The sequence below is a fragment of the Pseudomonas sp. EggHat1 genome, assembly GCF_014892995.1.
Classification (GTDB): Bacteria; Pseudomonadota; Gammaproteobacteria; order Pseudomonadales; family Pseudomonadaceae; genus Aquipseudomonas; species Aquipseudomonas chaetocerotis.
Window position 1 is genome coordinate 402,313 of the sequence record NZ_JACKQK010000001.1, and the last position, 24,593, is coordinate 426,905.

22 protein-coding genes and 1 pseudogene are annotated in these 24,593 nt (G+C 64.0%); 9 read left to right on the forward strand and 14 right to left on the reverse strand.

The features are described 5' to 3' along the window. Positions 1-52 precede the first annotated feature (52 nt). From INS93_RS01885 to INS93_RS01915, 7 genes are all read right to left on the reverse strand, one after another. Positions 53-2,455, reverse strand: coding sequence for a TonB-dependent receptor (locus tag INS93_RS01885; RefSeq protein WP_192980088.1), 2,403 nt, complete (start codon positions 2,453-2,455; stop codon positions 53-55). A gap of 318 nt (positions 2,456-2,773) precedes the next feature. After that, a complete protein-coding gene (locus INS93_RS01890; RefSeq protein ID WP_192980089.1) occupies positions 2,774-3,694 on the reverse strand; it encodes a FecR domain-containing protein in 921 nt (306 codons plus the stop codon). Beyond that, positions 3,684-4,184, reverse strand: a complete 501-nt coding sequence (locus INS93_RS01895) for an RNA polymerase sigma factor (RefSeq protein ID WP_192980090.1) — start codon at positions 4,182-4,184, stop codon at positions 3,684-3,686. Before INS93_RS01895 ends, INS93_RS01890 begins: the two co-directional genes overlap by 11 nt. A 111-nt stretch (positions 4,185-4,295) precedes the next feature. After that, positions 4,296-4,445, reverse strand: a complete 150-nt coding sequence (locus INS93_RS01900) for a DUF2474 domain-containing protein (protein ID WP_099522599.1) — start codon at positions 4,443-4,445, stop codon at positions 4,296-4,298. Positions 4,446-4,455: 10 nt separating this feature from the next. Further along, positions 4,456-5,463: a cytochrome d ubiquinol oxidase subunit II gene (gene cydB, locus INS93_RS01905; RefSeq protein ID WP_192980091.1), complete on the reverse strand. Its 1,008-nt coding sequence runs from the start codon at positions 5,461-5,463 to the stop codon at positions 4,456-4,458. A 2-nt stretch (positions 5,464-5,465) separates the two neighbouring features. Then, the gene (locus INS93_RS01910) at positions 5,466-6,905 is read right to left on the reverse strand and encodes a cytochrome ubiquinol oxidase subunit I (protein WP_192980092.1); all 1,440 of its coding nucleotides are present in this window, start codon (positions 6,903-6,905) and stop codon (positions 5,466-5,468) included. 395 nt (positions 6,906-7,300) lie between these two features. Then, positions 7,301-8,578, reverse strand: a complete 1,278-nt coding sequence (locus INS93_RS01915) for an acetyl-CoA C-acetyltransferase (RefSeq protein ID WP_160019326.1) — start codon at positions 8,576-8,578, stop codon at positions 7,301-7,303. Between the two features lie 231 nt (positions 8,579-8,809). Here INS93_RS01915 and INS93_RS01920 point away from each other — a divergent pair, with 231 nt between their 5' ends. Further along, complete coding sequence (locus INS93_RS01920; RefSeq protein ID WP_192980093.1) at positions 8,810-10,165, forward strand: 3-oxoacyl-ACP reductase; 1,356 nt, start codon at positions 8,810-8,812, stop codon at positions 10,163-10,165. A 127-nt stretch (positions 10,166-10,292) separates the two neighbouring features. Here the strand turns inward: INS93_RS01920 and INS93_RS01925 are convergent, their stop codons facing one another. Further along, positions 10,293-11,285 (reverse strand): AraC family transcriptional regulator, encoded by a 993-nt coding sequence (locus INS93_RS01925; protein WP_160019324.1) that lies wholly within the window; start codon positions 11,283-11,285, stop codon positions 10,293-10,295. A 176-nt stretch (positions 11,286-11,461) separates the two neighbouring features. Between INS93_RS01925 and INS93_RS01930 the strand changes: the two genes are divergently transcribed. The 6 genes from INS93_RS01930 to INS93_RS01955 all read left to right on the forward strand — a co-directional run bounded on the left by INS93_RS01930 (position 11,462) and on the right by INS93_RS01955 (position 15,360). Beyond that, positions 11,462-12,319 carry a MaoC family dehydratase gene (locus INS93_RS01930; protein ID WP_192980094.1) on the forward strand — a complete coding sequence of 286 codons (858 nt, stop codon included), beginning with the start codon at positions 11,462-11,464 and terminating at the stop codon, positions 12,317-12,319. Between the two features lie 246 nt (positions 12,320-12,565). Beyond that, positions 12,566-12,871 (forward strand): nucleotide pyrophosphohydrolase, encoded by a 306-nt coding sequence (locus tag INS93_RS01935; RefSeq protein WP_160019322.1) that lies wholly within the window; start codon positions 12,566-12,568, stop codon positions 12,869-12,871. Further along, a complete protein-coding gene (locus tag INS93_RS01940) occupies positions 12,868-13,617 on the forward strand; it encodes a methyltransferase domain-containing protein (protein WP_192980095.1) in 750 nt (249 codons plus the stop codon). Before INS93_RS01935 ends, INS93_RS01940 begins: the two co-directional genes overlap by 4 nt. An 86-nt stretch (positions 13,618-13,703) precedes the next feature. Next, the gene (locus INS93_RS01945; protein ID WP_192980096.1) at positions 13,704-14,285 is read left to right on the forward strand and encodes a DUF4136 domain-containing protein; all 582 of its coding nucleotides are present in this window, start codon (positions 13,704-13,706) and stop codon (positions 14,283-14,285) included. 18 nt (positions 14,286-14,303) lie between these two features. After that, on the forward strand, positions 14,304-14,861 hold the full coding sequence (locus tag INS93_RS01950) for a DUF4136 domain-containing protein (RefSeq protein ID WP_319017535.1): 558 nt from the start codon (positions 14,304-14,306) through the stop codon (positions 14,859-14,861). A gap of 16 nt (positions 14,862-14,877) precedes the next feature. Beyond that, a complete protein-coding gene (locus INS93_RS01955; protein ID WP_192980098.1) occupies positions 14,878-15,360 on the forward strand; it encodes a GNAT family N-acetyltransferase in 483 nt (160 codons plus the stop codon). A 45-nt stretch (positions 15,361-15,405) separates the two neighbouring features. On the opposite strand, the gene INS93_RS01960 is transcribed toward INS93_RS01955, so the two are convergent. Continuing rightward, complete coding sequence (locus INS93_RS01960; protein WP_192980099.1) at positions 15,406-16,212, reverse strand: hypothetical protein; 807 nt, start codon at positions 16,210-16,212, stop codon at positions 15,406-15,408. Between the two features lie 92 nt (positions 16,213-16,304). Beyond that, the gene (locus tag INS93_RS01965; protein ID WP_192980100.1) at positions 16,305-17,015 is read right to left on the reverse strand and encodes a hypothetical protein; all 711 of its coding nucleotides are present in this window, start codon (positions 17,013-17,015) and stop codon (positions 16,305-16,307) included. A gap of 267 nt (positions 17,016-17,282) precedes the next feature. Here INS93_RS01965 and INS93_RS01970 point away from each other — a divergent pair, with 267 nt between their 5' ends. Further along, complete coding sequence (locus INS93_RS01970) at positions 17,283-17,732, forward strand: DMT family transporter (protein WP_192980101.1); 450 nt, start codon at positions 17,283-17,285, stop codon at positions 17,730-17,732. Between the two features lie 3 nt (positions 17,733-17,735). Here INS93_RS01970 and INS93_RS01975 read toward each other — a convergent pair whose 3' ends face one another. Then, a complete protein-coding gene (locus INS93_RS01975) occupies positions 17,736-18,671 on the reverse strand; it encodes an SdiA-regulated domain-containing protein (RefSeq protein WP_192980415.1) in 936 nt (311 codons plus the stop codon). Positions 18,672-18,903: 232 nt separating this feature from the next. Between INS93_RS01975 and INS93_RS01980 the strand changes: the two genes are divergently transcribed. After that, positions 18,904-20,031, forward strand: coding sequence for a GGDEF domain-containing protein (locus tag INS93_RS01980; protein WP_192980102.1), 1,128 nt, complete (start codon positions 18,904-18,906; stop codon positions 20,029-20,031). Positions 20,032-20,137: 106 nt separating this feature from the next. On the opposite strand, the gene INS93_RS24960 is transcribed toward INS93_RS01980, so the two are convergent. From INS93_RS24960 to pbpC, 3 genes and pseudogenes are all read right to left on the reverse strand, one after another. Further along, complete coding sequence (locus INS93_RS24960; RefSeq protein WP_420707269.1) at positions 20,138-20,875, reverse strand: methyl-accepting chemotaxis protein; 738 nt, start codon at positions 20,873-20,875, stop codon at positions 20,138-20,140. Positions 20,876-21,001: 126 nt separating this feature from the next. Beyond that, positions 21,002-22,069, reverse strand: a pseudogene (locus INS93_RS24965) (cache domain-containing protein); the annotation flags it as partial. 190 nt (positions 22,070-22,259) lie between these two features. Further along, positions 22,260-24,584: a peptidoglycan glycosyltransferase PbpC gene (gene pbpC / locus INS93_RS01990; protein ID WP_192980104.1), complete on the reverse strand. Its 2,325-nt coding sequence runs from the start codon at positions 24,582-24,584 to the stop codon at positions 22,260-22,262. Between the last annotated feature and the right edge of the window lie 9 nt (positions 24,585-24,593).

Sequence of the window (24,593 nt, forward strand, 5' to 3'; positions counted from 1 at the left end):
CGGGATCAACCGCCGACCGGCAAGCAAAAGCCAGACGCCGCCCCGCCCCCGATCAGAAATCGACCGTGGCCGAGACCTTGAAGGTACGCGGCGCGCCCTGGGTCAGGTAGCCACCATTGGCCGAGGCCCAGTAGTTCTCGTCGGCAACGTTCTCCACTATCGCGTTGAAGGTCACGGCGCGCTGGTCCAGACGAGTCTTGTAGCGCGCGCCCAGATCGACGCGGGTCCAGGCCGGGATGCTGTAGTCATTGGCGGTATCGACATACTGACCACCGGTGCGCAACAGCAGGCCATTGAGGCTCAGCCCCGGCACGCCCGGCACATCCCAGTCGGCGCCGACATTGAACTGGAATTCGGGCACCCCGACGGCCTGGTTGCCATCGTTGGCACCACCGACCGTGCCGCGCAGCTCGGCTTCGGTCCAGGTCGCCCCGCCCAACAGGCGTAACCCGCTGAGCGGCTCGCCGAACAGGCTCAGCTCGACACCGCGGTTACGCTGCTCGGCATCCACGCCGTAGTTGCCACTGCCGTCGAGCACACCTTGCGGCTGCTCGATACGGAAGACACTCAGGTTGCCCCCGAAGCGCCCCCAGTCGAGCTTCACCCCCAGCTCGGTCTGTTTGGAGCGGTACGGCGCGAACATCGTCCCGCGGTTGTTCGCGGCATTGGGCGCCGTCGGCCCCTGCTGCAGCGACTCCACGCGGTTGGCATAGAGCGAGAGGTATTCGGTGGGCTTGATCACCAGACCATAGGCGGGCGTGGTGATGCTGTCCTGGTAGTTGGAGGTACGGGCGCCACTGGCCGCGCTCCAGGCGTCGGCGCCAATGGTCTGCCGGCGCAAACCAAGCGTCAGCAGCACACGATCATCGACAAAACCCAGGGTGTCGGAGACGGCCAGGCTTTTGTTCTGCACCTTGGCGGTGGTATCCGGGTCATGCAGATCGCCGGAGACGCTGGTGGCGGGCGGCTCTGCAATCGGCAGCGCTTCGTACAAGTTGCCATTGCCACGGCTACCAGCGGCGGTGGACTCGAAGGCGTTGCGCTTTTCCTGCCAGATGCCGTTGGCCGCCAGATTGACCTTGTGGCTGACCGGGCCGGTCTGCAATTCGCCACGCAGCCCCGTGGCCAGGCTCAAGGTTTCCTGATCGAGCGGCGAATACAGGCGGCCGATGCGGGCCGCGCCATCGGCGCCATAGACGTAGTTGGAGGCGTACACACCGTTTTCCCGCGTGTACTTGCCGCCGCCAATGAGGTAGGCGGTCCAGGACGGCGACAGATCATACTCGGCGCTGAGCATGCCATAGCTGTCTTCCAGCTGCGACCAGCTCCAGGGCTGGGCGTAGTTATGCGTAGAGTCAGGCGCCGAAGGCACCTTGCCACTCAAGGTTGAGGTGACCCCCGTCGTGGTCAGGTAGACAACTGAACGCCCCTCGTTGACGCGCTGCTTCTGGTAGCCAAGATCGGCTGCCAGGCGCAGGCGCTCGCCGCGGTAATCCAGGGCAACGGTGGCCAGGCTGAAACGCGAATGCTCGTCGTCGATGCCCGTCTCGCCTTCACGCTGCGCCAGGTTGACCCGCACACCGAAGCGGTTGTCCTCGCCGAAGCGACGCCCCAGATCGAGATGCCCGCCCACGCGACTGTCGTTGGCGTAGTCCAGGGTGAAGCTGCGGGTCGGGGTGTCCTCGGCGCGTTTGGAGACCACGTTGATCGCCCCGCCGACGCCGCTGCCGCCAGGCGCCACGCCATTGATGAAGGCGTTGGCGCCCTTGAATACCTCGACGCGCTCGACCGACTCGGTGGAGATGATCTGCCGCGGCAGTATCCCGTACAGGCCATTGAAGGCGATGTCGTCGCTGTACAGCTGGAAGCCGCGTACGACGAAGACCTGCGAGAAGTTGCCGAAGCCATAGGACTGGCGCACGCCCGGATCGCTGGCCAGCACGTCGGCCAGGGTCTGCGCCTGGCGCGTTTCGATCAGCTCGGAGGTGTAGCTGGAAAAGGCGAAGGGCACGTCCTGCATGTCCTGATTGCCCAGCAGGCCGATGTTCGCGCCGCGCGCCACCTGACCGCCGGCATAGCTGGCCGGCAGGTCGCGGCGACCATCGAGCTGGCCGCTGACGGTGGTAGCACCCAGCTCCAGCACATCGCTGTTATCAGGACGCGGGATCAGCGTGACGGTGCCGTCGGCGCCGATACTGAAAGTCAGGCCACTGCCCTGCAACAACTGCTGCAGCCCTTCGCCGACGGAATAATCCCCCTTGAGTGCCTGGCGACCACTGATCCCGCGAGTCAGGCTGGCATCGTAGAGCAGGCGGATGCCGGCCTGCTCGGCGAAATCGGTGAGCGCCGAATCCAGAGGCTGGGCCGGGATGTCGAGCTCGACGGCCTGCACCTGCGCTGCAGCGAGGCCGAGGGAAAGCGCGATCAACGTCGGGAAGAAGGGAATCGAACGCATACGGATATCCTGTGTTCTGCTGGCCATTCATGCGAAAAAGTCGCATTTGCAGAAACAGAAGACGAAGGTAATTCGCATTCCTGAACCGGCGCTGCAAATATTTTTGAAAAATGATTCGCGCCATCACCCAGTCGTAGCCCGGATGCAATCCGGGAGAGGCGAACAAAGCCCCGGATTGCATCCGGGCTACAGCGTTTGTACGACCTGCCGAAGGCTTGTCCACCATCGGGCGGGTAGCGAAATCGGCCAACGACGGTGGACAAAAAGAGCGTTGTCCACCCTACGTAGTGCACGTCCGGCAGTTGTCAGGTTGGAAGATCAGTCGTCGGACGACACCAGCAGCACGCCCGGCAAGTGGGTCAGCTTGACCGGCAGAGCGGTCTCGATGGCGCGCAGTAAGGCCTGTGGATCATCCAGAGCGAATACGCCGGTGACCTTCAGCTCACGCGCCGCTGCATCGAGAAACAGCACCTGCTGTGCCTGCTGGCGCTGCAGCTCCTCGAACACTTCGGGCAACGGGCGATCACGGAATACCAGCCGCCCCCGTTGCCAGGCCAAAGCCCGCGCGGCATCCAGTGGCTGCAGTGATTGCAGACGACCACCACGCCAGGCGATCTGCTCGCCAGCCTGCACGGCTCGCTCGGTACCCTCGCTGTCACTGACCTGCACATGCCCTTCGCTGACCGCCAGCAACACCTGATCCCCCAGCAGGTTGACGTCGAACCGAGTACCGGTGACGCGAATGCGCGCCTCACCGGCCTCGATCACGAAGGGGTGGTTGGTATCGGCCGCTACCTGAAAATCGACCTGACCGCGATACAGACGCACTCGGCGCTGACCGTCTGCATCGGCGTACCAGTCAAGAGCGGTGGTGCCATTGAGCTGCAACCGCGAGCCATCCTCCAGCGTCACCTCGCGGATTTCTCCGGCCTGAGTACGTACATCGGCATGCCAGCCTGGCGGCGCCAGCCACAGCGCCAGCAGCAGGCAGGCCGCGCTGGCCAGTGGCAGCGGCCAGTGCCGCTTACGCCTGGGCATGGCCTGCACCACGGCAGCCGGCCGCTCGACCTGGCCGAGCAGCGCCCACAGACGCTCCGCCTCGGCCAGAGCACTGGCGTGCTCGGCACTGGCCTGGCGCCAGCGCTCGACCGCCGCGCGATCGGCGGCACTGGCTCGCCCGGAATTCAGCAGCACCAGCCACTCCCGGGCCTGGCTGCGCAGATCTGCCTCAGCGGTCATCCATGCGTTCCTGGCAATATTCGAGGGCCTTGAGGATATAACGTCCGGCCATGCTTTCCGAGACGCCCAGACGCTCGCCGATCTCACGCTGAGTCAGCCCGTCCAGGCGATTCCACAACAGCGCCTGGCGCAGGTGTTCGGGCAACTCATGCATCAGGATCTGCAGGCGAGCCAGACGGCGGCTGTCCTCGATGGCGCGTTCGGGTTCGGGGAGTTCGCTTTCCAGCGCTTCGTCGAGCGGTGCCGACTGCGGACGAGCTTGCTGTTGACGATGGTGGTCGATAAGCAGGTTGCGAGCGATGCGGTAGAGAAAGGCGCGCACGTTGCCGATCTCCTCGGTCCGGCGCCCTTGCAAGCGCAGCCAGGTTTCCTGGCGCAGGTCGGCGGCGAGCTCGCTGCAGCGTGTCTGCCGGGTGAAGAAGCGCAGCAGCTCCGAGGAATGGCGCCGGAACAGTTCTTCAGGAGGCAGTGGATCGACAGGCAGGGACACGCAGAGTTCTCGGTGCCGGGAAAGCCCGAGAAAATATTACAAACGCAAATGATTTTCAAATATATCCACTCGACCCAATCGGCCGAATGGAAGTTGGCTGGATCGCCGGGCTCAGCCCGGCGTCCCCAACCCCGCCGCGCTCATGAATTGGCGCAACAGCCAGGCCACGATACCCAGGGCGGTGACGCTGCAGGCCCAGATCAGCACCAGCCAACCCAGACGCTGCCACAGCGGTTTTTTATCCTGCTCGACCTTGGTCATTTCACAGCCCTCAGTGATAGCCATCATCCACCGTCACCTTGCCGCGGAACACGTAATAGCTCCAGGCGGTGTACATGAGGATGAAGGGGATGATGAACAGCGCGCCCACCAGCATGAAGCCCTGGCTCTGCGGCGGTGCGGCGGCTTCCCAGATACTGATCGACGGCGGGATCACGTTCGGCCACAGGCTGATGCCCAGACCGCTGTAGCCAAGGAAGATCAGCGCCAGGGTGAGCAGGAACGGCGAGTAGTTGGCGTTGCTGGCCACGGCCCGCAGCAGCGCCCAGGTGCACAGCAGCACCAGCACCGGTACCGGCATGAACCAGAACAGGTTGGGTAGGCTGAACCAGCGCTCGGCAATATCCGGGTGGGCAAATGGCGTCCACAGGCTGACGATGCCGGTCACTCCCAGTACCACGAATACCAGCGGGCGCCCCAGATCATGCATCTGCTGTTGCAGGCGACCTTCGGTCTTCATGATCAGCCAGGTGCAACCGAGCAACGCGTAGGCGGCGATAAGCGCCAGGCCGCAGAACACCGAGAATGGCGTCAGCCAGTCGAACGCACCGCCGGCGAAGCTGCGATTGACCACCTCGAAACCATCGATATAGGCACCCAGTGCCACGCCCTGGAAGAAGGTGGCAGTCAGCGAGCCGCCAATGAAGGCCTTGTCCCACAGATGGCGCTTGGCGGCCTTGGCCTTGAAGCGAAACTCGAAGGCCACACCACGGAAAATCAGCCCCAGCAACATCAGGATCAGCGGCAAATAAAGCGCGTCGAGTACAACCGCATAGGCCAGCGGGAAGGCGCCGAATAGGCCTGCCCCGCCGAGTACCAGCCAGGTCTCGTTGCCGTCCCAGACCGGCGCGACGGTGTTCATCATCACGTCGCGCTCGCCGTCGTCACGAACGAAGGGAAAGAGGATGCCGATGCCCAGATCGAAGCCATCCATCACCACATACATCATCACACCGAAGGCGATGATCACCGCCCAGATCAGCGGAAGGTCGATACCCATGTTCAGCTCCTCTCCGGCAAGGTGTCGGTTTCGCCATCTTCCAGGCCTTCTTCGGCAGCCGAGAGCGGACGCGCTGGCGTACGCGGTTGGCCAGGCCCACCCTCTGAGGTTTCCTTGCCCTCATCGATCTTCGGCCCCTTGCGCACCAGGCGCAGCATGTAGCCGATACCCGCACCGAACAGCACGAAATAGACCACCACGAACAGCGCCAGAGTGAAGCCCAGCTGCGCCGCACTATGCCCTGATGAAGCATCGGCGGTACGCATCAGACCATGGACGATCCACGGTTGGCGGCCGATCTCTGTGGTGTACCAGCCCGCGAGGATGGCGATGATCCCGCTCGGGCCCATCCACACGGCCAGGTGCAGGAACGGACGGCAGGTATACAGCCGCTCGCCCCGACGCAACCAGGTACCCCAGAGTCCGACGAAGATCATCATCAGGCCCATGGCGACCATGATGCGGAAGGTCCAGAAGACGATAGTGGAATTGGCCCGGTCCTCCGGCGGGAAGTCCTTCAGCGCGGGCACCTGCTTGTCCAGGCTATGAGTGAGGATCAGGCTGCCTAGCGCGGGGATCTCCACCTTGAAGCGGGTTTCCTCGCGCTCCATGTCCGGCCAGCCGAACAGAATCAGCGGCGTCGGCTCGTCGCCGACATTTTCCCAGTGGCCTTCGATGGCAGCGATCTTCGCCGGCTGGTACTTGAGCGTATTGAGGCCGTGCAGGTCGCCGATGAAGGCCTGCACCGGCGCCACCAGCAGGGCCATCCACAGCGCCATCGACAGCATCTTGCGGATTGCCGGGTTGTCACGCCCGCGCAGCAGGTGCCAGGCCGCCGAAGCGCCGACGAAGAAAGCGGTGGCGAGGAACGCCGCCGTGGCCATGTGCGCCAGGCGATAGGGGAACGACGGGTTGAACACCACGGCGAACCAGTCCACCGGAATTACCCGTCCGTCGATGATCTCGAAGCCCTGCGGCGTATGCATCCAGCTGTTGGAAGCGAGGATCCAGAAGGTCGAGATCAGCGTGCCGATGGCCACCATCACCGTGGAGAAGAAGTGCAGGCCCGGCCCGACGCGATTCCAGCCGAACAACATGACGCCGAGGAAGCCCGCTTCGAGGAAGAACGCGGTGAGCACCTCGTAGGTCAGCAGCGGCCCGGTGACCGCCCCGGCAAAGTCGGAGAAGGCGCTCCAGTTGGTGCCGAACTGATAGGCCATGACCAGGCCGGAGACCACGCCCATGCCGAAGTTGACCGCGAAGATCTTCGACCAGAAGTGGTAAAGGTCGCGGTACAGCGTATTGCCGGTCTTCAACCACAGCCCCTCGAGCACCGCCAGGTAGCTGGCCAGACCGATGGTGATGGCCGGAAAGACGATGTGGAAGGAAATGGTGAAGGCAAACTGGATTCGGGCGAGATCAAGCGCCTCTAGGCCGAACATGTCACATCCTCATTCAGGGTTATTTCGGCCCCAGCACGCAAAGCCGATCCATAGACTCCAGGTCTTGGAGTCAAACGAGCTGAAATTGTTCTTATGGAAGTGGTATGCAGCCGAGAAGCTGCTGAGTAAAGCGCGAAAAGGCGTATTGATCTGGATCAATGCGCACTAAAAGACTAGCCGCTAAAGGCCCAACTGGCGCTGTGGTGATTTGCCGCGCGACAGGCCACCGCAGCGTTCACCGAAAACAGCACGCTGCGAGCGCTTGTCGCGGCTGAAGCCCCTCCCACAGCCAGGCGGCGCGCAAAAAAAGGGCGGCCACGCGCTATGCGGGCCGCCCGAATCACGGAGTTGCTTACATCGAATGATCGCGATGACTTGCGACCACCCGTATTGGATTACCGCTCGAGGATTGCAGTCACACCCTGACCACCGGCCGCGCAGATGGAAATCAGGCCGCGCCCCTCGCCGGCCACAGCCAGCAGCTTGGCCAGGTTGGCGACGATGCGTCCGCCAGTGGCTGCGAATGGGTGGCCGGCAGCCAGCGAGCTGCCCTTGACGTTCATCTTGCTGCGGTCGATGGAGCCCAGCGCGGCGTCCAGGCCCAGGCGCTCCTTGCAGTACTCGGCATCCTCCCAGGCCTTGAGCGTACACAGCACCTGGGCGGCGAAGGCCTCGTGGATCTCGTAGTAGTCAAAATCCTGCAGGGTCAGGCCATTGCGCGCCAGCAGACGCGGTACCGCGTACACCGGCGCCATCAGCAGGCCCTCCTTGCCCTGGACGAAATCCACTGCCGCCGCCTCGCCATCGCGCAGATAGGCCAGCACCGGCAGACCACGGGCCTTGGCCCATTCCTCGCTGGCCAGCAGCACCAGCGAGGCGCCATCGGTCAGCGGCGTGGAGTTGGCCGGGGTCAGCGTGCCACGCGGACCACGTTCGAAGCAGGGCTTGAGGGTCGCAAGCTTCTCCGCGCTGATGTCCGGGCGCAGGTTCTGGTCGCGGGTCAGGCCGAGAAACGGCGTCATCAGGTCATCGTGCCAACCTTCGGCGTAGGACGCCGCGAGCTTCTGGTGACTGGCCAGTGCCAGCTGATCCTGCTCGTCACGCGGGATGGCCCAGCGCTGCGCCATCAACTCGCAGTGCTCGCCCATCGACAATCCGGTACGCGGCTCGCCGTTGCGCGGAATGTGCGGTGCCAAGTGGCGCGGGCGAATCTTCAGCAGGCTCTTGATCTTGTCACCGGTGCTCTTGCCGCGGTTGGCCTCCAGCAGAATCTGCCGCAGCCCCTCGTTGACGCCGATAGGTGCGTCGGAGGTGGTGTCAACGCCGCCGGCGATGCCGCAGTCGATCTGCCCGAGGGCGATCTTGTTGGCCACCAGAATCGCTGCTTCCAGACCAGTACCGCAGGCCTGCTGCAGGTCGTAGGCCGGGGTCTCCGGCGCCAGGCGCGAGCCCAACACGCACTCACGGGTCAGGTTGAAGTCCCGCGAGTGCTTGAGCACGGCACCGGCCACTACCTCGCCGAGGCGCTCACCATGCAGATTGAAACGCTCCACCAGCCCTTCGAGGGCGCTGGTCAGCATCTCCTGATTGCTTGCCCTGGCGTAGACGGTGTTGGAACGGGCGAACGGGATACGGTTGCCGCCTACGATGGCGACCCGGCGCAACTGGGTCATGGGGACTCCTTGCTGGTCGAGAAATCGAAGAAACCTGTGGCGAACTATTGCCCGTCCGCCAGTTCCCAGAAACATGAGAGTGACACTGTAGCCTTCTGGCCGCACAGGCTAAACCTCAAACAGGTGCGAACATTGGCCGCCTTGCCGGCATGTGAGGCAACAGAGTCAATTGCGCTTTGCCAACTGCCGCGTACAGTGACACGACTTTCGATTCGCCCGCAGGAGCCCTTCATGTCCGATCGTTACCTCGCTTTCGCCAACTCCTCCACCGGCCGCCGCCTGGTTAGCGCCCTCGGCCTGCCGGCGCCTGTGCGCCTGGAACGCTGGATGGCTGGCCGCGTGCGACCGGTGGACGGCGCCCTGCTGCTCGGTGGTGAAGGCGAACTGCTCCAGGCCGTGGTGCCCTTCGCCAACAAGCTCACCGATCAAGTGTTCTCAGCTCGCGACGGCCAGCTCGATCTGCCCCGCTGGACCGCCGAGCACAGCCCCAAACTCAAGGCACTGGTATTCGACGCCAGCCACCTGACCCGTTTCGAGCAACTGATCGAGCTGCGCGACTTCTTCCAGCCCACCTTCAAGGGGTTGGCCAATAGCCCTCGAGTGGTGGTGCTGGGGCGTGCGCCCGAATCACTCAAAGACCCGGTCGCCGCCAGCGTGCAGCGTTCACTGGAAGGTTTTACCCGCTCGCTGGGCAAGGAAATCCGTCGCGGTGGCAGCGTGCAATTGCTCTATATCGGCAAGGGTGGCGAGCAGCAACTGGAAGGCGCGCTGCGCTTCTTCCTCTCGCCCAAGAGTGCCTATGTCTCCGGCCAGGTGCTGCATCTCGGCGCCTGCGGCGAACAGGTCAAGGACTGGACACGCCCATTGGCTGGCAAGAAGGCGCTGGTCACCGGCGCCTCACGTGGTATCGGTGCTTCCATTGCCGAAGTGCTCGCCCGTGACGGCGCCGAGGTCGTGCTGCTCGATGTGCCACAGGCTGCCGATGCGCTGCAGGCGCTGGCGGCACGCCTGGGCGGGCGCGCGGTGACTCTGGATATCTGCGCCGACGATGCGCCGCAGTGCCTGGTCGAGGCGTTGCCCGACGGCCTCGACATCGTCGTGCACAACGCCGGCATCACCCGCGACAAGACCCTGGCGAAGATGAGCGACGCGTTCTGGAACTCGGTAATCGACGTCAACCTCAAGGCGCCGCAGGTGCTGACCCAGGCGCTGCTGGACGCCGACAAACTGCATGACAACGGCCGCGTGGTGCTGATTGCCTCGATCAGCGGCATTGCCGGCAATATGGGCCAGACCAACTACGCGGTGAGCAAGGCTGGCGTGATCGGCCTGGCTCAGGCCTGGGCACCGGCCCTGGCGAAGAAAGGCATCAGCATCAACGCGGTGGCCCCCGGTTTCATCGAAACCCAGATGACCGCCGCCATTCCGCTGGGCATCCGCGAAGCCGGCCGACGGATGAATTCGATGAGCCAGGGCGGCCTGCCGCAGGACGTCGCCGAAGCCGTGGCCTGGTTCGCCCAGCCGGGCTCGGGCGCGGTGAGCGCGCAGGTACTGCGCGTGTGCGGGCAGAGTCTGCTCGGTGCCTGAGACCGTTGGGCTGGTGGGCTGAAGCGGATCGCCGCCCGGCCCACACCACGGTTACAGTCGAGTGACTATCTGTGAGAGGCGCTTCAGCGGCGACGGTCGCGGCTAAAGCCCCTCCCACAGGATGGCATCAACCTTTGCCGCGCTTGCGAAACTCCACCGGTGTTTCCCCGACCCAGCGTTTGAACGCGCGGTAGAAGGTGCTCGGCTCGGAGAAGCCGGTACGCTCGACTATCACTTCGATGCGCTCGTCGGTCTTCAGCAACAGCTCCTTGGCCAGGCGGCAGCGGTAATCTGTGATCAGATCGTTGAAGCGCACACCGGCCATGGCCAGGCGCTCGCGCAGGCGCCGCGCCGGCATGTTCAAGCGCGCCGCTACCTGCTCCAGGGTGGCGCCACCATCGACCAACAACTCGGCGATCAGCTCTCGCACCTGGCGCACCAGGTCCAGCCTCTCCACTTCCGCCAATTGCCGCCGCGCCAGCGACTCGTGCATACGCAACAATTCCGGCGCGGCGTGGCGCGAGGCCTTGTCCAGCACCGCGGCGTCGAACAGCAATGCGCAGTCCTCGGCGCCGAGGCGCACCGGGCAACCATAAACCGCCAGGTAGCGCTCTGCAGGTGCACCCTCGAGATGCATGAAACGCACTTCACGCGGGCGAAAATCGTTTTCGGTCAAGGCAGTGAACAGACGGATCACCGCTCCCGCCAACATCTCCGGAAAATGGCGCGGCGTATCGGCTTGCAGGCCCAGCGTCAGCACGGCCATATCGCCGTCAACATGCAAACGCGCGTTGAGGGTGTCGGAGAGCAGGCGTACGTAGCGCAGCGCATGGCGCAGGCCCGCACCAAAGGTTTCGCTGGAGAGAAACAGGTATTCCAGAAGCAGGCCATGGAAGGCGGGTAGGTGCTGGGCCAGGTACAGCCCCACATGCTCCTCGCCGCACTCTTCGCTGGCGGCTTTCCAGAACGCTGCCTGGGCCGCATGGGGAAAACGGCCAGCCGGCAGCCCGCCAGGAGGCAGGCCAACACGCACCAGCACACGGTCAGGATCGGTTCCGCTGGCGCGCAGGGCATCGATTACCGGGCGCATCAACGCCACATCGTCGGTCAGATCACGCATGATTCCTGCTGTTCTTTTTATTCGTGAGCGGCGCCATCTTAGGGGCAGCGAGCTGCCACGCGCAAACCGCGCAACAGACGGATTGGCTAGCCTGCGCACGCTGCGGGCAGAACAGCCAATGTCAGCGTGGGTCTGAGAGTTAAGCTGCAGACATTCATTCGCCAAGGAGTTCGCCAATGGCCATCGACTGGCTCGATCTCGATGCACCACCGGCCTTGCCTGGTCTGTTCCTGCGCGCAGCCCTGCGCCGCAAGGTGACTGGCCGCCAACTGCCCAACATCGGTCTGCGCTGCCGCGTGGAGGTGGACCCGAAGCACCTGGCGCGCTATCGCCAGGTCTGCGCCATCGCAGACAGCCCATACCTGCCACCTGTCTATCCGCACGTGCTCGCTTTCGGCCTGCAGATGAAGTTGCTCACCGACCGCCGCTTTCCCTTCCCGCTCCTGGGCCTTGTGCATCTGCAGAATCGTATCCGCGTGTTGCGTCCGCTGGGTGGGCTGGGGCCGTTCCAGATCAGCGTGCAGGTCGCCGATTTGCAACCCCACGACAAGGGCGCCACATTCAGCCTGATCACCCGCCTGGAAGACCAACTCGGCCTGCTCTGGGAAGGTGATAGCCGCATCCTCTGCCGCGCCCTGCGCCTCGAAGGGCAAGCGCAGCCAGGTGCCGAACAACAGACGCTGGAGCTGTCGCCACTGGCCGATTGGGCCGCACCCGCCGACACTGGCCGGCGCTATGCGCGCGTGGCCGGCGACTACAACCCGATCCACCTGTTCGCCGTGACGGCACGCCTGTTCGGCTTCCCTCGCGCAATCGCCCATGGCCTGTGGAACAAGGCGCGCAGCCTCTCAGCCCTGCACGCGCACCTGCCGCAGACCGGCTACGAGGTGGAGGTACGCTTCCAGAAACCCGTGCTGCTGCCCACCCACGTTGCCCTGCAGGCCAGCGAGTCTGCCGCCAGCGGCCAGTTCCGCCTGATCGGCGAGGGCGACATAGCGCATATGGCAGGGAGTTGGCAGCCTCTGGAGGCCTGATTTGCACATTCTACCCCCTCTCCCATTCATGGGAGAGGGCTGGGGAGAGGGCGGTTCAGGCGGCACCGTTGTTATCGGACAGCCCTCTCCCCCGGCCCCTCGGCTTTAGCGTCCTGCGTCGCCCTACCTCCTGCATCCATGCAGTCGTCTCCCGCAAGCGGGAGAGGGGAGACAATCCGAAGTAAAGCGCAGCTTGCAGCCCGGGTCGTTCGAGCCGAAGCTATGCGGCTGGAACGGAGCCGCACCATGAACCTCGCCGAACTCACCGCCCGCATGCACGCCATTCGCGATCACAACGACTGGCGTCGTTACCAAAGCCCGAAGAACCTGGTCATGGCCGCTAGCGTGGAGATGGCCGAGCTGGTGGAAATCTTCCAGTGGCTGAGCGAGGAGCAGTCCCGCCAGTTACCTCCCGATCAGCTCGTCCATGCCGGCCAGGAGGTGGCCGACGTACTGCTCTATCTCCTGCAACTGTGCAGTGAGCTGGGCCTCGACATGAACCAGGCGGTGCTAGACAAGCTCGCCGACAACGAACGGCGCTTCCTCAAATGAGCGACCGCCACTTCGACGAACTCGCCACCCGCTTCGCCGAGAAGATCTACGGCGGCTCCAAGGGTGCCATTCGCCTCGCGGTGCTGCAGGCCGACCTGGCCGAGGCGCTGCCGGATCGCCCGCTGCGGGTGCTGGACGTCGGCGCCGGCCTGGGTCACATGAGTCTGTGGCTGGCCCAGCGTGGTCACCAGGTCACTCTGGCCGAACCCGCCGAACCCATGCTCGAAGGTGCACGCCAGCGCTTCGCCGAAGCCGGACAGAACGCCACGTTCATTCAAGCGCCCTGGCAGGAACTGCTCGGCCAGCTGCAAGAGCCCTTCGATCTGGTGCTATGTCACGCCGTTCTGGAGTGGCTGTCCGAACCGGCGGCCATCCTGCCGGTGTTGCACCAGCTGACTGTAAGTAATGGCTGGCTGTCGCTGGCCTTCTATAACAAGGACGCGCTGATCTACCGCAACCTGCTCAAGGGTCATTTTCGCAAGCTGCGCAAGGAGCACTTCGCCGGTGAGAAACAGAGCCTGACACCACAACAACCGGTAGACCCACGCGAACTGGCCACGCAACTCGTCGCCCACTGGCAGGTCGAAAGCCGCAGCGGCGTGCGCGTGTTCCACGATTACATGCCGCAGCAATTCCAGGCCAAGGCCGAGCTGATCGACTTGCTGGAAATGGAACTGGCGCACCGCCGCCACCCCAGCTTCGAGGGACTCGGCCGCTACCTGCACTGGATCTGCCGACCACGCTGAAACCGTGGTGCACGCGTTGGACGAAGCCGACAGTCCGGCGTAGCCTGAAGCCATCGGGGATGTCGCGCGCGACTACGGAGACGACCATGCGCACCGCCATAGCCATACTCATCCTGCCGCTGCTGGCCGCCTGCCAGAGCCAGAACCCTTACCAGGCCGAATCGCTGCCGATGCCGCCGGCACCGCCTGGCGCAGCCACGACCTTCGACCGCAGCGCCTATCCAGCAGCACCACGCGACTACGGCCGCTACCGCAGCTGGAGCTGGCTGGATGGCCGTGCGCCTGGTGGTGATCAGCTGGCCGACAGCGTCAGCGCCGGCCTCGACCAGTACGGCCTGCGCCCGGCACTCAACGGTCCTGGCGACGTGCTGGTCAACGCACGTATCAGCCAGGAAACCCGCCTGCGCCAGTATCAGGACAACGTCGGTGGCTACTATGGCACCGGCAGCCACTGGGACCGTCACTACGGTGCTTACGGCGGCGTACCCATCGTGCGTACTTACGAGCAGAAAGTGGCCGTGGTACGCATCGAACTGATCGACCCACGCGACCGCCAGGTGGTCTGGTCCGGTAGCGGCGAAGCCGTGGCCGGCAAGGACCAGGCTGCGCAGGCCGATGCCATGCGCGCGGCCATCCGCAGCGCGCTGGACGGCTATCCCCCTTATTGATCGACTGCCCAGGAGAGCATCATGCGTAACCTGTCCTACCTGATCGTGGCCCTGCTGCTGAGTGGCTGTGCCAGTGTCAGCCTGGAGCGCGACTTCGACCCCAGCCGCGACTTCGGCGCCTACCGCAGTTGGAGCTGGATGGATGAGAAACTCACTTATCAGCCCGACGACGTTCGCCTGAAGAGCGATATCACCGAGGCACGCATCAGCCAGGCCGTCGCCGAACAGCTCGACCAGCGCGGCCTGCGCCAGGCGGCCGATGGCCAGGGTGATCTGAAAGTACAGAGCGTGCTGATCGTCGACGAGCGCCAGGATCAGATCACCACCCAGTACGGTGGTGGATGGGGTGGTTATTGGGGGGGCTACTGGGGCGGTCCGGCCTTCACCGAAACGCGCCGCGTGGACTACAAGGTCGCGACCCTGCAGATCGACCTGTACGACGCCAAGGACGGCAAACTGGTGTGGCGCGGTAGCGGTGAGCAGTTAATGCGCAGCCAGCCGCCAACGCCTGCCGAGCGCGAACGCGCGATCCGCGAAACCGTCACCCAGGTGCTCTCGCAATATCCACCGCGCTGAACAAGGACCACCGCGTTTGAACGCACACCTGCAACACCGCCCGGCCACGGCCACCGACCTCGGTGACGTGGTCGGCTTCCCGCAGAACATCGATGAACTGTTCTTCTGCTACCCCAAGGCCATCTGGCCGCTGAACGTCGGCCAGCTCGCTGCAGCCATCGCCGAGCGGCGTGAAAGCACGGTGGTGGAACTGGATGAAAAAGTCGCCGGCTTCGCCAATTTCTATCAATGGCAGCACAACGAGTTCTGCGCCCTGGGCAACCTGATGGTGGCGCCCTGGGCGCGCAGCCAGGGGGTGGCTCAGCACCTGGTAGAAGTGATGGAACAGATCGCCCGCGAGCGCTACAAGGCACCGCTGATGAAGGTGTCCTGCTTCAACGCCAACGCTGGCGGCCTGCTGCTTTACACCCGACTCGGCTACCAGACCGTCGGCATCGTCGAACGCCGCGCCCCGGACGGCGGCCGCGTGGCCCTGGTGCAACTGCAAAAACGACTTTAGAGCGTGCAGAGGAACCCGCCAGCGGAGCGCCGTGCTGGCGGTTCGCTAGCGAGCCTCGACAGCCACCGGCATGGATTTGAGCCATCCGCGCAGACTGAGAAAAACCGAGCGGGAGTTTCCCAGCGGTAGTAAACGACCGCGTTCGACATGACGAGTCGCGCCAAGCTGATAGCGCAGCGTCTGCTCCTGACTGGCGACACCGGAAAATCTGCTCGTGCGCCAGTCGCTTGCCAACAATGCGGCGCTGTCATCCACACCAGCATCGGCAGCGGCATGCAAGTGGGCCGCATCCTGCGCCAGCCAGAGGCTAAGGCAATCTTCACATTGCATCGGCTCGGCAAACGACTCGATGCGCCCGGCGTAAAGAGTTTTCCTGCCCTGGGTCACCCGAGCTTCGGTCACCAGACGCAACACCTGCATGCCTTCACTGAAACGCACGCGTGGGACGATTCGCAGGCTGATATCTGCAGTCAGAGACGGCGCGTAGCCTTGCTTACTCAACTCTCGGCTGTACGCAAGGTGGTAATAGTCGGCCCAGTCGTGACCGCTCAGGGCCTGGTCAACAGGATCGATCTGGTCCTTGGCAGCCCGATGAGCATCCCGCTCGATCGCCGACTGCGACAGGTTGGCCAGCAGCATCGAGCCAATGACTGTCCCTACGACGGCCGCACCACCACCTGCTCCGGCACCGGAATTCGCCACGCCCTGCATCGTACCGCTGAGGTGTCTGGAGGTTTGCTCACCAGCCTCGGAAAGCTGGGAACCATCGACCACCACATCCGCATTCAGCCATCCGTCTTCAGGGGCTTCGATGACCAGCTGAAAGCCCTGTGCCAGCTGGGCTTCCAGCATATCGCTGTGAGCAGGAGCGAGGTTTGGATCGGTCGCACAACCTGACAGTGCAAGCCCCAAAAGACCTGCACCGACCCGCCCAAACCGCACGATTACTTACTGGACAGCTGCTGCGCGTCAAAAGGCAGCAGTATCTTTTGCTCGGCTTCGTCCAACGCCTTGTAGAAAGCATTGGTCAGATTGGGATACTCGGGCGACTCATCCCATTCGCCTTCTGCCGCACGACTCACGGCCGAGGGTTGGAAGTAGATCAGGCGATTGTCATCCAGGTCGACAATGGTGGTGACCATTGTGACCTGAGACACCGGGTCGCTGGTCGGGATCATGCCGTAGTAGCTGCGCGTCGTACCGTTAACGCCAAGCATGAGCAACACCACTTTATCGATCCCTTCCTGAGCCTTGAGCGGCGTCATGTCGAGGTCGGCGTACCCCAGCTTGCGCTCGGCCTTCTTGAAGTCCTTAAAGTCGTAGGGCTTGTCCAGCAGCTTGACGGTATACCCCTGAGCCTGAAGGCGCTCGGCAACTTTCTGCTGCAAACCGCGCAGGCTGGTGGAGTCCCAGCTTTCGACCTTCTTGGTCAGTCCCGAGGCCATGCCTTTGTTGACGGCGACGTCCAGCAGGCCCTGCTGTCCGGTCATCTGCACAGAAGGTGCTGGAATCTCGGTGATGGCGATGCCGATGCGATCCTGCTTTTCAGCCCAGAAAGCTTGATCCATGGCAACCGGCGGCTGAGGAGTAGCACAACCGGTCAATGCCGCCAACGCAATGAATACAGTAACCAGACCGCTACGAATTCCTTTCATATCTGTTCATCCATGTTTGTGTAAGTGAGCCTGGCACGAAGGACCAAAGACAGGCGCGCAAGAGTAATACTGTTTAGCCACCATGCAAAGCAGACACATCATGCAAAGCCAAAACGGTTTTCACATTCGTGCTGCAGTAGTCAATTCTGAATGCTGGGGATCAGGGTCACTGGATGGGCATACCCAACGTCATGGAATGAGTCGTCAGCTGCGCCCTGCATCAGAGGGCCGCATAATTGCGCTTTTTTGTAGTCTTCGGAGCTCATCATGAACCACATCAGTGGCTGGCTGCTGGCCCTGCCCTTCCTCGCCGGTGCGGTGCTGCCTCTGCAGGCCGGCATCAACGGCCAACTCGCCCGCCAGCTGTCCAGCGTCTTCGCCGCAGCGCTGATCTCCTTCGCCGTCGGCAGCCTGGCGCTGCTGCTGATGACACTGAGCCAGCGTGAGATGCCTGGCTTCGGCGCACTCAAGGAATTGACCTGGTGGCACTGGAGTGGCGGTCTGCTCGGCGCCTTCTTCATCGCCACGGCGGCCTTCGCCGGGCCACGGGTTGGGGCACTGCTGTTCATGGTGCTGGTGATCGCCGGGCAATTGGCCATGGCCATTACCCTCGATCACTTCGGCTGGGCAGGTTTTCGTGAAGCGCCCATCACCTTTGGCAAGGTGGCGGGCTTGCTGCTGATCGTTGCCGGCATCTGGCTGATCCGCCGGGTGTGAACCTCATTGGCGTTGCAGCCGGTAGAACAGATTGGGTTCGCTGGCCAGGTAAAGATTTCCCTGTGCATCGAAGGTGACACCTTCGGCCTGCGGCACACTGCCATGCAAGCCTGCGAAACCCCGAAGCAGGGAACGGAAGCTGATCAGTCGCCCATCTTTGCCCAGCTCGATGAGCAAGCGCGATTCATCGCTAAGCAACACCAGATGGCCGGTGCGCTCATCGAAATGTACGGACGACAGATCGCTCGCGAATATCCGGTGGTCTATCCAGTCCTGACGATCTATCACTTCAAGGCCGAACTCGCCCTCCAGACTGCGTTTGAGACCGCGAATCTCGTAGAGCTTGCGCGGTGAATGTTCCTTGACGACGAACAAACGGTCGCCAGCCCGATCGTAGCCGAGCCCTTCAAAACCCTGGTTGCCACCCAGATCGATACCAAGGGTCAGTGCACGATAATCGGCACGCTGCAAGGTCCCCTCACCGTGCGGCACAGGCACCGCGACCAATGCTTGCTTGCGCTCCTCAGCCAGAAGCAGCAGGTCATCACCGAGGTAGGTCACCCCCTCGATATCCTGAAAGCCATGCAGCGGATAGCGGCCTAGGACCTCGCCATCGAGGCTCAGCCTCAACAGTTGCTCCGGGTTGTTGAGCACGGCCCAGATCTGATGGCGGTCGTCGTCGTAGCTGAGACCAGAGAAATTATCGGCAACGCCAACGACCGGTTTGGCATCGATCTCGACCCGATACTCCGGTAGCCACAGACTACGGTGAGCCCAGTCATCCTGATGCCAGGACGTCGTGATCCAGAAATAGAGACGGTCGTCCAGGTGCATCGCTTTCATCTGATAGGCAGCCAGCACGGCCCCCAACAGCAACGCCCATTTCCATGGGCTCAGAACAGGAAGCTTTCCAAGCATCCCCTTGGCAGCGGACATCATCGCGTAGCGCTCGCTTGAAGGTGGATGGTGCAGTGTGCGGCGGATTTGTTGCAGTCGTTCGAGACAACGAAGCCTGGGCTCTGACTGCCTGCAGAGCGGCGGGTTCGCTGCAGGCAGGCGGCAAAGGTAACAAGGTGTTGAGGACTGAACGGCGCAGGATGCTGGCCAATCGACACCCTTGCTGCAAGCAAAAAGCGCTATGCTCACGCGAGAGCATTCTGTGATCACAAAAATGACCGACGCCGAAGTACCGCGCCAACCCAATACCTTCGCCCTGTGGCGTGAAGTGGATGACACCCGCATCCGCACGCGTCTGGGAGGATTCTTCTACCTGCTTGCCTGGCTGCTGACCTGGGTGTTCAGTGCCGATCCTGGCAGCCTGATTCCAAGCGGTGTGCTGGGCTGCACGGTGTTCGCCGTACTACTGGCTGCACGCCTGCTGCACCGTCCTGATGGAATCCACCACCCTGAGCAACTGCAACGCTGGCTCGATCATCACTGGGGGCTGATCCTTCTCACCGCCTTGTGCTGGGGGCAGGCTCACGCGCTGGCGCTATACAGCGACGCCTACAACGACTCGGAAATGATCGCCACCCTCGCCACGGTGGCCTTCGGTACGGCGATGACCTTCAACTTCGCCATGCGCCGTGGCCGCGCCCTGCTGGCCCTGGCCCTGCTCTACCTGCCGGGCCTGGCGGTGATGGCGCTAAATTGGCAGCACCAGCACGCGATGCTGATCACCCTGACCTTCTACCTCGGCTATCTGATTCTGGTGTTGGGCCGCAATCACCGTGAATACCGAGCGACCCTCGACCTGGAGCTGAAGCTGCTGGAGCAGCAGAGTCAGCTCGATCTGCTCAGCCGCACCGACAGCCTGACACAGCTGGGCAACCGCTATCAGTTCAACAACCTGTTTCCCAGCCTGGTAGCCAATGCGGTGCGCCAGGGCGAGCCGCTGTCGCTGGTGCTGATGGATATCGACTTTTTCAAGAAGGTCAACGATGAACACGGCCACGCCGGTGGCGATGCTTGCCTGAGCGCATTCGCCGAACGCATGCGCAAGGTGTTTCGCCGTGATGCCGATGCCCTGCTGCGCCTGGGTGGCGAAGAATTCGGCGTGCTGCTGCCGGGCACCACCCTGGCCCAGGCGTGGGATCTGGCCGAGCAATTTCGTCAGGAACTGGCAACGGAAGGCCTGCTGCTGGCCGGTCAGCGCCTGGAGCTGACCACCAGTCTGGGCGTCGGCTGCTTCAGCAGCAGTCATGACGGCGACGCCGACGCCTTCTTCAGACGCGTCGACGGTGCGCTCTACCGCGCCAAACGCGAGGGCCGCAACCGCCTGGTTACGGCCGATCACTGAGGCTCCGCTGGATCGTGCGGGGTTTGGGTAGGGTGCGCAGCGCGCACCAGCAAATCTGCGGCGATAAGCGCTGCACACGGCGCACCCTAACAAGACAGCACCCCGACTAGAGGCGGAACTTGCCCATCTGCCCGGCCAGGTCATCGGCCAGGCGGCTCAGGGTCTGACAATCCTCGCGGCAGGCGCGCACCTCACCAGTGGTGGCGTGCGCCAGATCGGCGATGCCCTGCACGTTGCGGTTGATCTCCTCGGTCACCGAGCTCTGCTCTTCGGTCGCCGCAGCCACCTGGGTGTTCATGTCGCTGATGCGCTCGACCTGCTCGGTGATGGCGCCGAGCGACTGCCCGGTGCGCTGACTCGCCTCAACGCCGGTGCCGGTGGCCGATTGCCCCGCGTGCATGGAACTGACGGCCGTTTCCGCGCCCTGCTTGAGGCGTTGAATCATCTGCTGGATCTCGTCGGTCGACGCCTGAGTACGGCTGGCCAGCGTGCGTACCTCGTCAGCCACCACAGCGAAGCCGCGCCCCATCTCCCCGGCACGTGCCGCCTCGATGGCGGCGTTGAGCGCCAGCAGGTTGGTCTGTTCGGAGATACCGCGAATCACCGCCAGCACCTGATCGATGGAAGCGACCTGCTCGGCCAGCTCAGCGACCGCACCCGCCGCGCTGCCAATATCGGCGGACATTCGCTCGATATGGGCGATGGACTGGCCTACCACCTGACGCGCGCTCTGCGCCTCGTCGCGTGCGCTGTGCGAGGACTGCGCAGCGTTACTGGCGTTGCGCGCGATCTCCTGCACGGTCAGGCCCATCTCGTGTACGGCGGTGGCCACCATGTCGGTCATTTCCTGCTGCTGGCCGGCGCGCCCTGCGGTGTTCTCCACCACCCGCGCCACCTGGCCGACTGCGGTACGCAACCGCTCACTGGTGGCCAGCACATCGCCGATCAGGTCGCGCTGACTGGCGAGAAAGCGGTTGAAGCCACGGGCCAGATCGCCCAGCTCATCGGCCCGCGATTCATCCAGGCGGCGCGTCAGGTCACCACCGCCACCACCGATTTCCACCAGTGCCTGGGTCACCTGACGGATCGGCCGCACCAGACCGCGAGCCAGCACCACCACCAGCCCCAGGAACAACAGCGCAACGGCCACACCAATCAGGCTGGTCATCAGCAGCGCCTGCCGAGCCTCGGCGTAGACTTCGGCCTCAGGCACCTCGCTGACCAGCAGCCAGTCGATACTGGCGAACTTCTGCGCCACGGCGAGAAAGATCTCGCCATCGCGCTCGAACCGTACCGCCCGGCTGTCGCCTGCAAGCACCTGACGGCTGGCGTCGGCGCCGAAGAGTTCGGCGAGCTTGCCACTGCCGCTCAGTTGCGAACGCGGGTGGACCTTGACGCTGCCCTGGCTGTCGATGAGAAACACCTGGCCGCGCTCGCCGAAACGGAACTCGCTGATCATCTTCGACATGTCCGCCAGGTTGTAGCCCAACCCCGAGACGCCGAGCGTCTTGCCGCCACGCTTGATGCGCTGATTGATGAACAGCGTGGGCAGCCGCGTGGTCTTGTCGATGTCGATTTCCAGCACCCGGTCACGGTCGCTGTCGACCAGGCGATAGAACCACTGGTTCTCCGCCTGACTGCGGTCCAGGGTGCGCATCAGCCCTTCACCGGTGGTGTAGTTGCCACTGGCCAGGGCGACGATGGAGGTGGTCATGGCGTTCTGCTGGGCGCGCACACCCTCCAGATAGCGCGCGAATTCGTCACGCCGAGTGGCATCCTCGCCAGCAGCCAGCCAATCCTGCACCAGGCTGTTCTCGGCAATCGAGGCGTTGGCGGTAATGGGCGCAGTCAGCACCCGCTCCAGGTCGTTGCGGATCGCCAGCACCCGCGCTGGCAGCGCTTCTTCGATCAGGTAGCGTTCAGTCAGGCGATCGACCACCGCCGAGTAGATGCCGACGACGATCAGAATGCTGGCCAGCAGGGCAGCGCCCATGCTGAGGATCAACTGCCACTGAATACTGCGTTGCCAGAGGCGCATGGAGGCTTCTCCCGGTTATTATTTTTGAGCTCGCCCGAGCAATTGGATACAAAAATGTACACAAATTGCAAATCGATTACCGCCAGGTTTCATATCGGCGGCTCACGACAGAGCTTTATTCGCTCCAGGCGAGATCATGTGCAGTGATGATCAGGGCGCAGGCCAGAGCGGTCGGCGCCAGCGGCGCGCTTTACGGCCCTACGTTGAATTCCAGACGAGCGGTCTGGCCACCCTCGTCGAGCACGCTCAGTTGATGCCTGCCGCTGTCGAAGGCGTGATTGAAAGGTGCATCCAGCGCAGTGTCACCCAGCGGCCGGCCATCGAGGAACCACCAGCGCCGGCCACTTCCCCCCAGCGCTGAAAGGCTGAGCCGCAGCGGCTCATGCATGCCCTGCGGGCGACGCAGACGATCACCATCGCGCACGCCGACGATGGACAGCGGCGCCACCTGGCTACTGCGCGGTGGCGGGCAGCTCGGATCGACGCTAGGCAAACGTGCCGTGCGTTGTTCACGACGCGGTAGCCAGGGCTCCAATGGCGCCGGCCACAAGGCCAGTTCGCGCACCGCGGCCCCCGGGCAGCCCGGACCAACGCGACGCCCACCGGCATTCAACCAATAGCGCTCGCGCAGGCCGCTGCCCAACGGCTGATCAGCGGCCAGCAGCGTCGGTGGCGTGGTGCCTTCGAGCGTCCAGGCAAAGCGCAGGCGCCGACAGTTGGGATCATCCTTGCTCATCGGCTGCCCCAGCGGCCAGCAGATGGCGGCCACGCCAACCTCGGCCGGCTGTGGATCGGCCGGCGCAGCGATGCCGCGCTGGCTGTCACGATTGACCAGCAGATCATGCACCTGCAGCAGCAGCGGGGCAGCGGAAGCCAGGCCGAACTGGCCGGGCACCGGGGTGCCGTCCGGGCGACCGATCCAGATACCGATCAGATGACGCGGACCGACGCCGATGGCCCAGGCATCGCGAAAGCCGTAGCTGGTGCCGGTCTTCCAGGCCAGGGTCGGCCGCTGCGCCAGGTAGGCGCGCGGGTCGCGATCCGGGCGTGCCTGGCCGCTGAGAATGCGCCGGATGATCCAGGCCGAGCCGGGCGAAAGCAGGCGCCGCTCGCGCAGTTGATCATCTGGTTGCAGGCGAGGTCTGGCCGCCATGCCGCCGCGCGCGAAGGCGCTGTAACCCGCCACCAGCGACTCCAGGCGCGAACCGCCGCCACCGAGGATCAGCGCCAGGTTCGGCTCGGCCAGCGCCGGCAGGCGAATCGGCACACCGGCACTGCGCAATTCGCCGGCAAAGCGCTTCGGCCCGTAGGCTTCGAGCAACTGCACGGCCGGCAGATTGAGCGAGGTGGCCAGCGCCTCGCTGGCCGACACCGGGCCGATGAAGCCGGTAGCGAAGTTGCCTGGCCGGTAGTCACCGTAGTGCCGCGGCACGTCCTGCAGCAGCGACTCGGAGTGGATCAGCCCGGCATCCAGGGCCATGCCGTAGAGGAAGGGTTTGAGCGTCGAGCCGGGCGAACGCAGGGCGCGCACCATGTCGACATGACCGAAGCGCGAGGTGTCGGCGATATCCACCGAGCCAAGGTAGGCGCGCACGGCCATGCTCTCGTGCTCCACGACCAGGATCGCCGCCGAGGTGCGCTCCGGCAGACGTGCCCGCCAGCCCAGCAGCAGATCCTCCAGACGCAACTGCAGGCCGGCATCGAGGGTGGTATGGATCAATGGCGGGCTGCCGGCACGGTTCAGTCGCCGCGCCAGCAAGGGCGCCAGGCTCGGCTCACGGCGCGGCGCGAGAAACACCGGCTCCTCCAGCGCCTCATCCACCTGGGCCTGTGGCCACACCTGAAATTCGCCCAGACGCCGCAGCACCTTGTCGCGCGCTGCCTGGGCGCGTTCGGGATGGCGGTCCGGGCGCAAGCGGCTGGGCGCCTGCGGCAGCACCGCGAGCAGCGCGGCATCGGCACGCGTGAGCTGGCTTGGTGGTTTGCCCAGGTAACTCCAGCTCGCCGCCGCGACGCCCTCGAGGGTGCCACCGAAGGGCGCGCGGTTCAGATACAGGGTAAGGATTTCATCCTTGGACAGATGCCATTCCAGCTGCGCCGTGCGCCAGAGTTGCTTGAGTTTGCCGGGCAGGTCACGGCCATGCGGATCGAGCAGACGCGCCACCTGCATCGACAGCGTACTGCCGCCGGACACCACGCGCCCGCCGGTGAGGTTCTGCCAGGCCGCACGGCCCAGCGCCAGTGGGTTGATGCCGGGGTGCTGGCGGAACCAGCGGTCCTCGTAGGTCAGCAGCGCTTCCAGGTAATAGGGCGAAACTTCATCCGGCGTCACCGGATAACGCCATACACCGTCACGATCGGCGAAGCGCCACAACGGCGTGCCGTCCTCGGCCAGCACCACCCGCGCCAGATCGTCCTCGGGCAGGGGCAGCGGGAACAGGCGGTCGGCTAGCCAGAGCAGGGCCAGGGGAACGCAAGCGAGTATGAGCCAGCGACGCAAGTGGTTGAGTCGCATGGTCAGCAC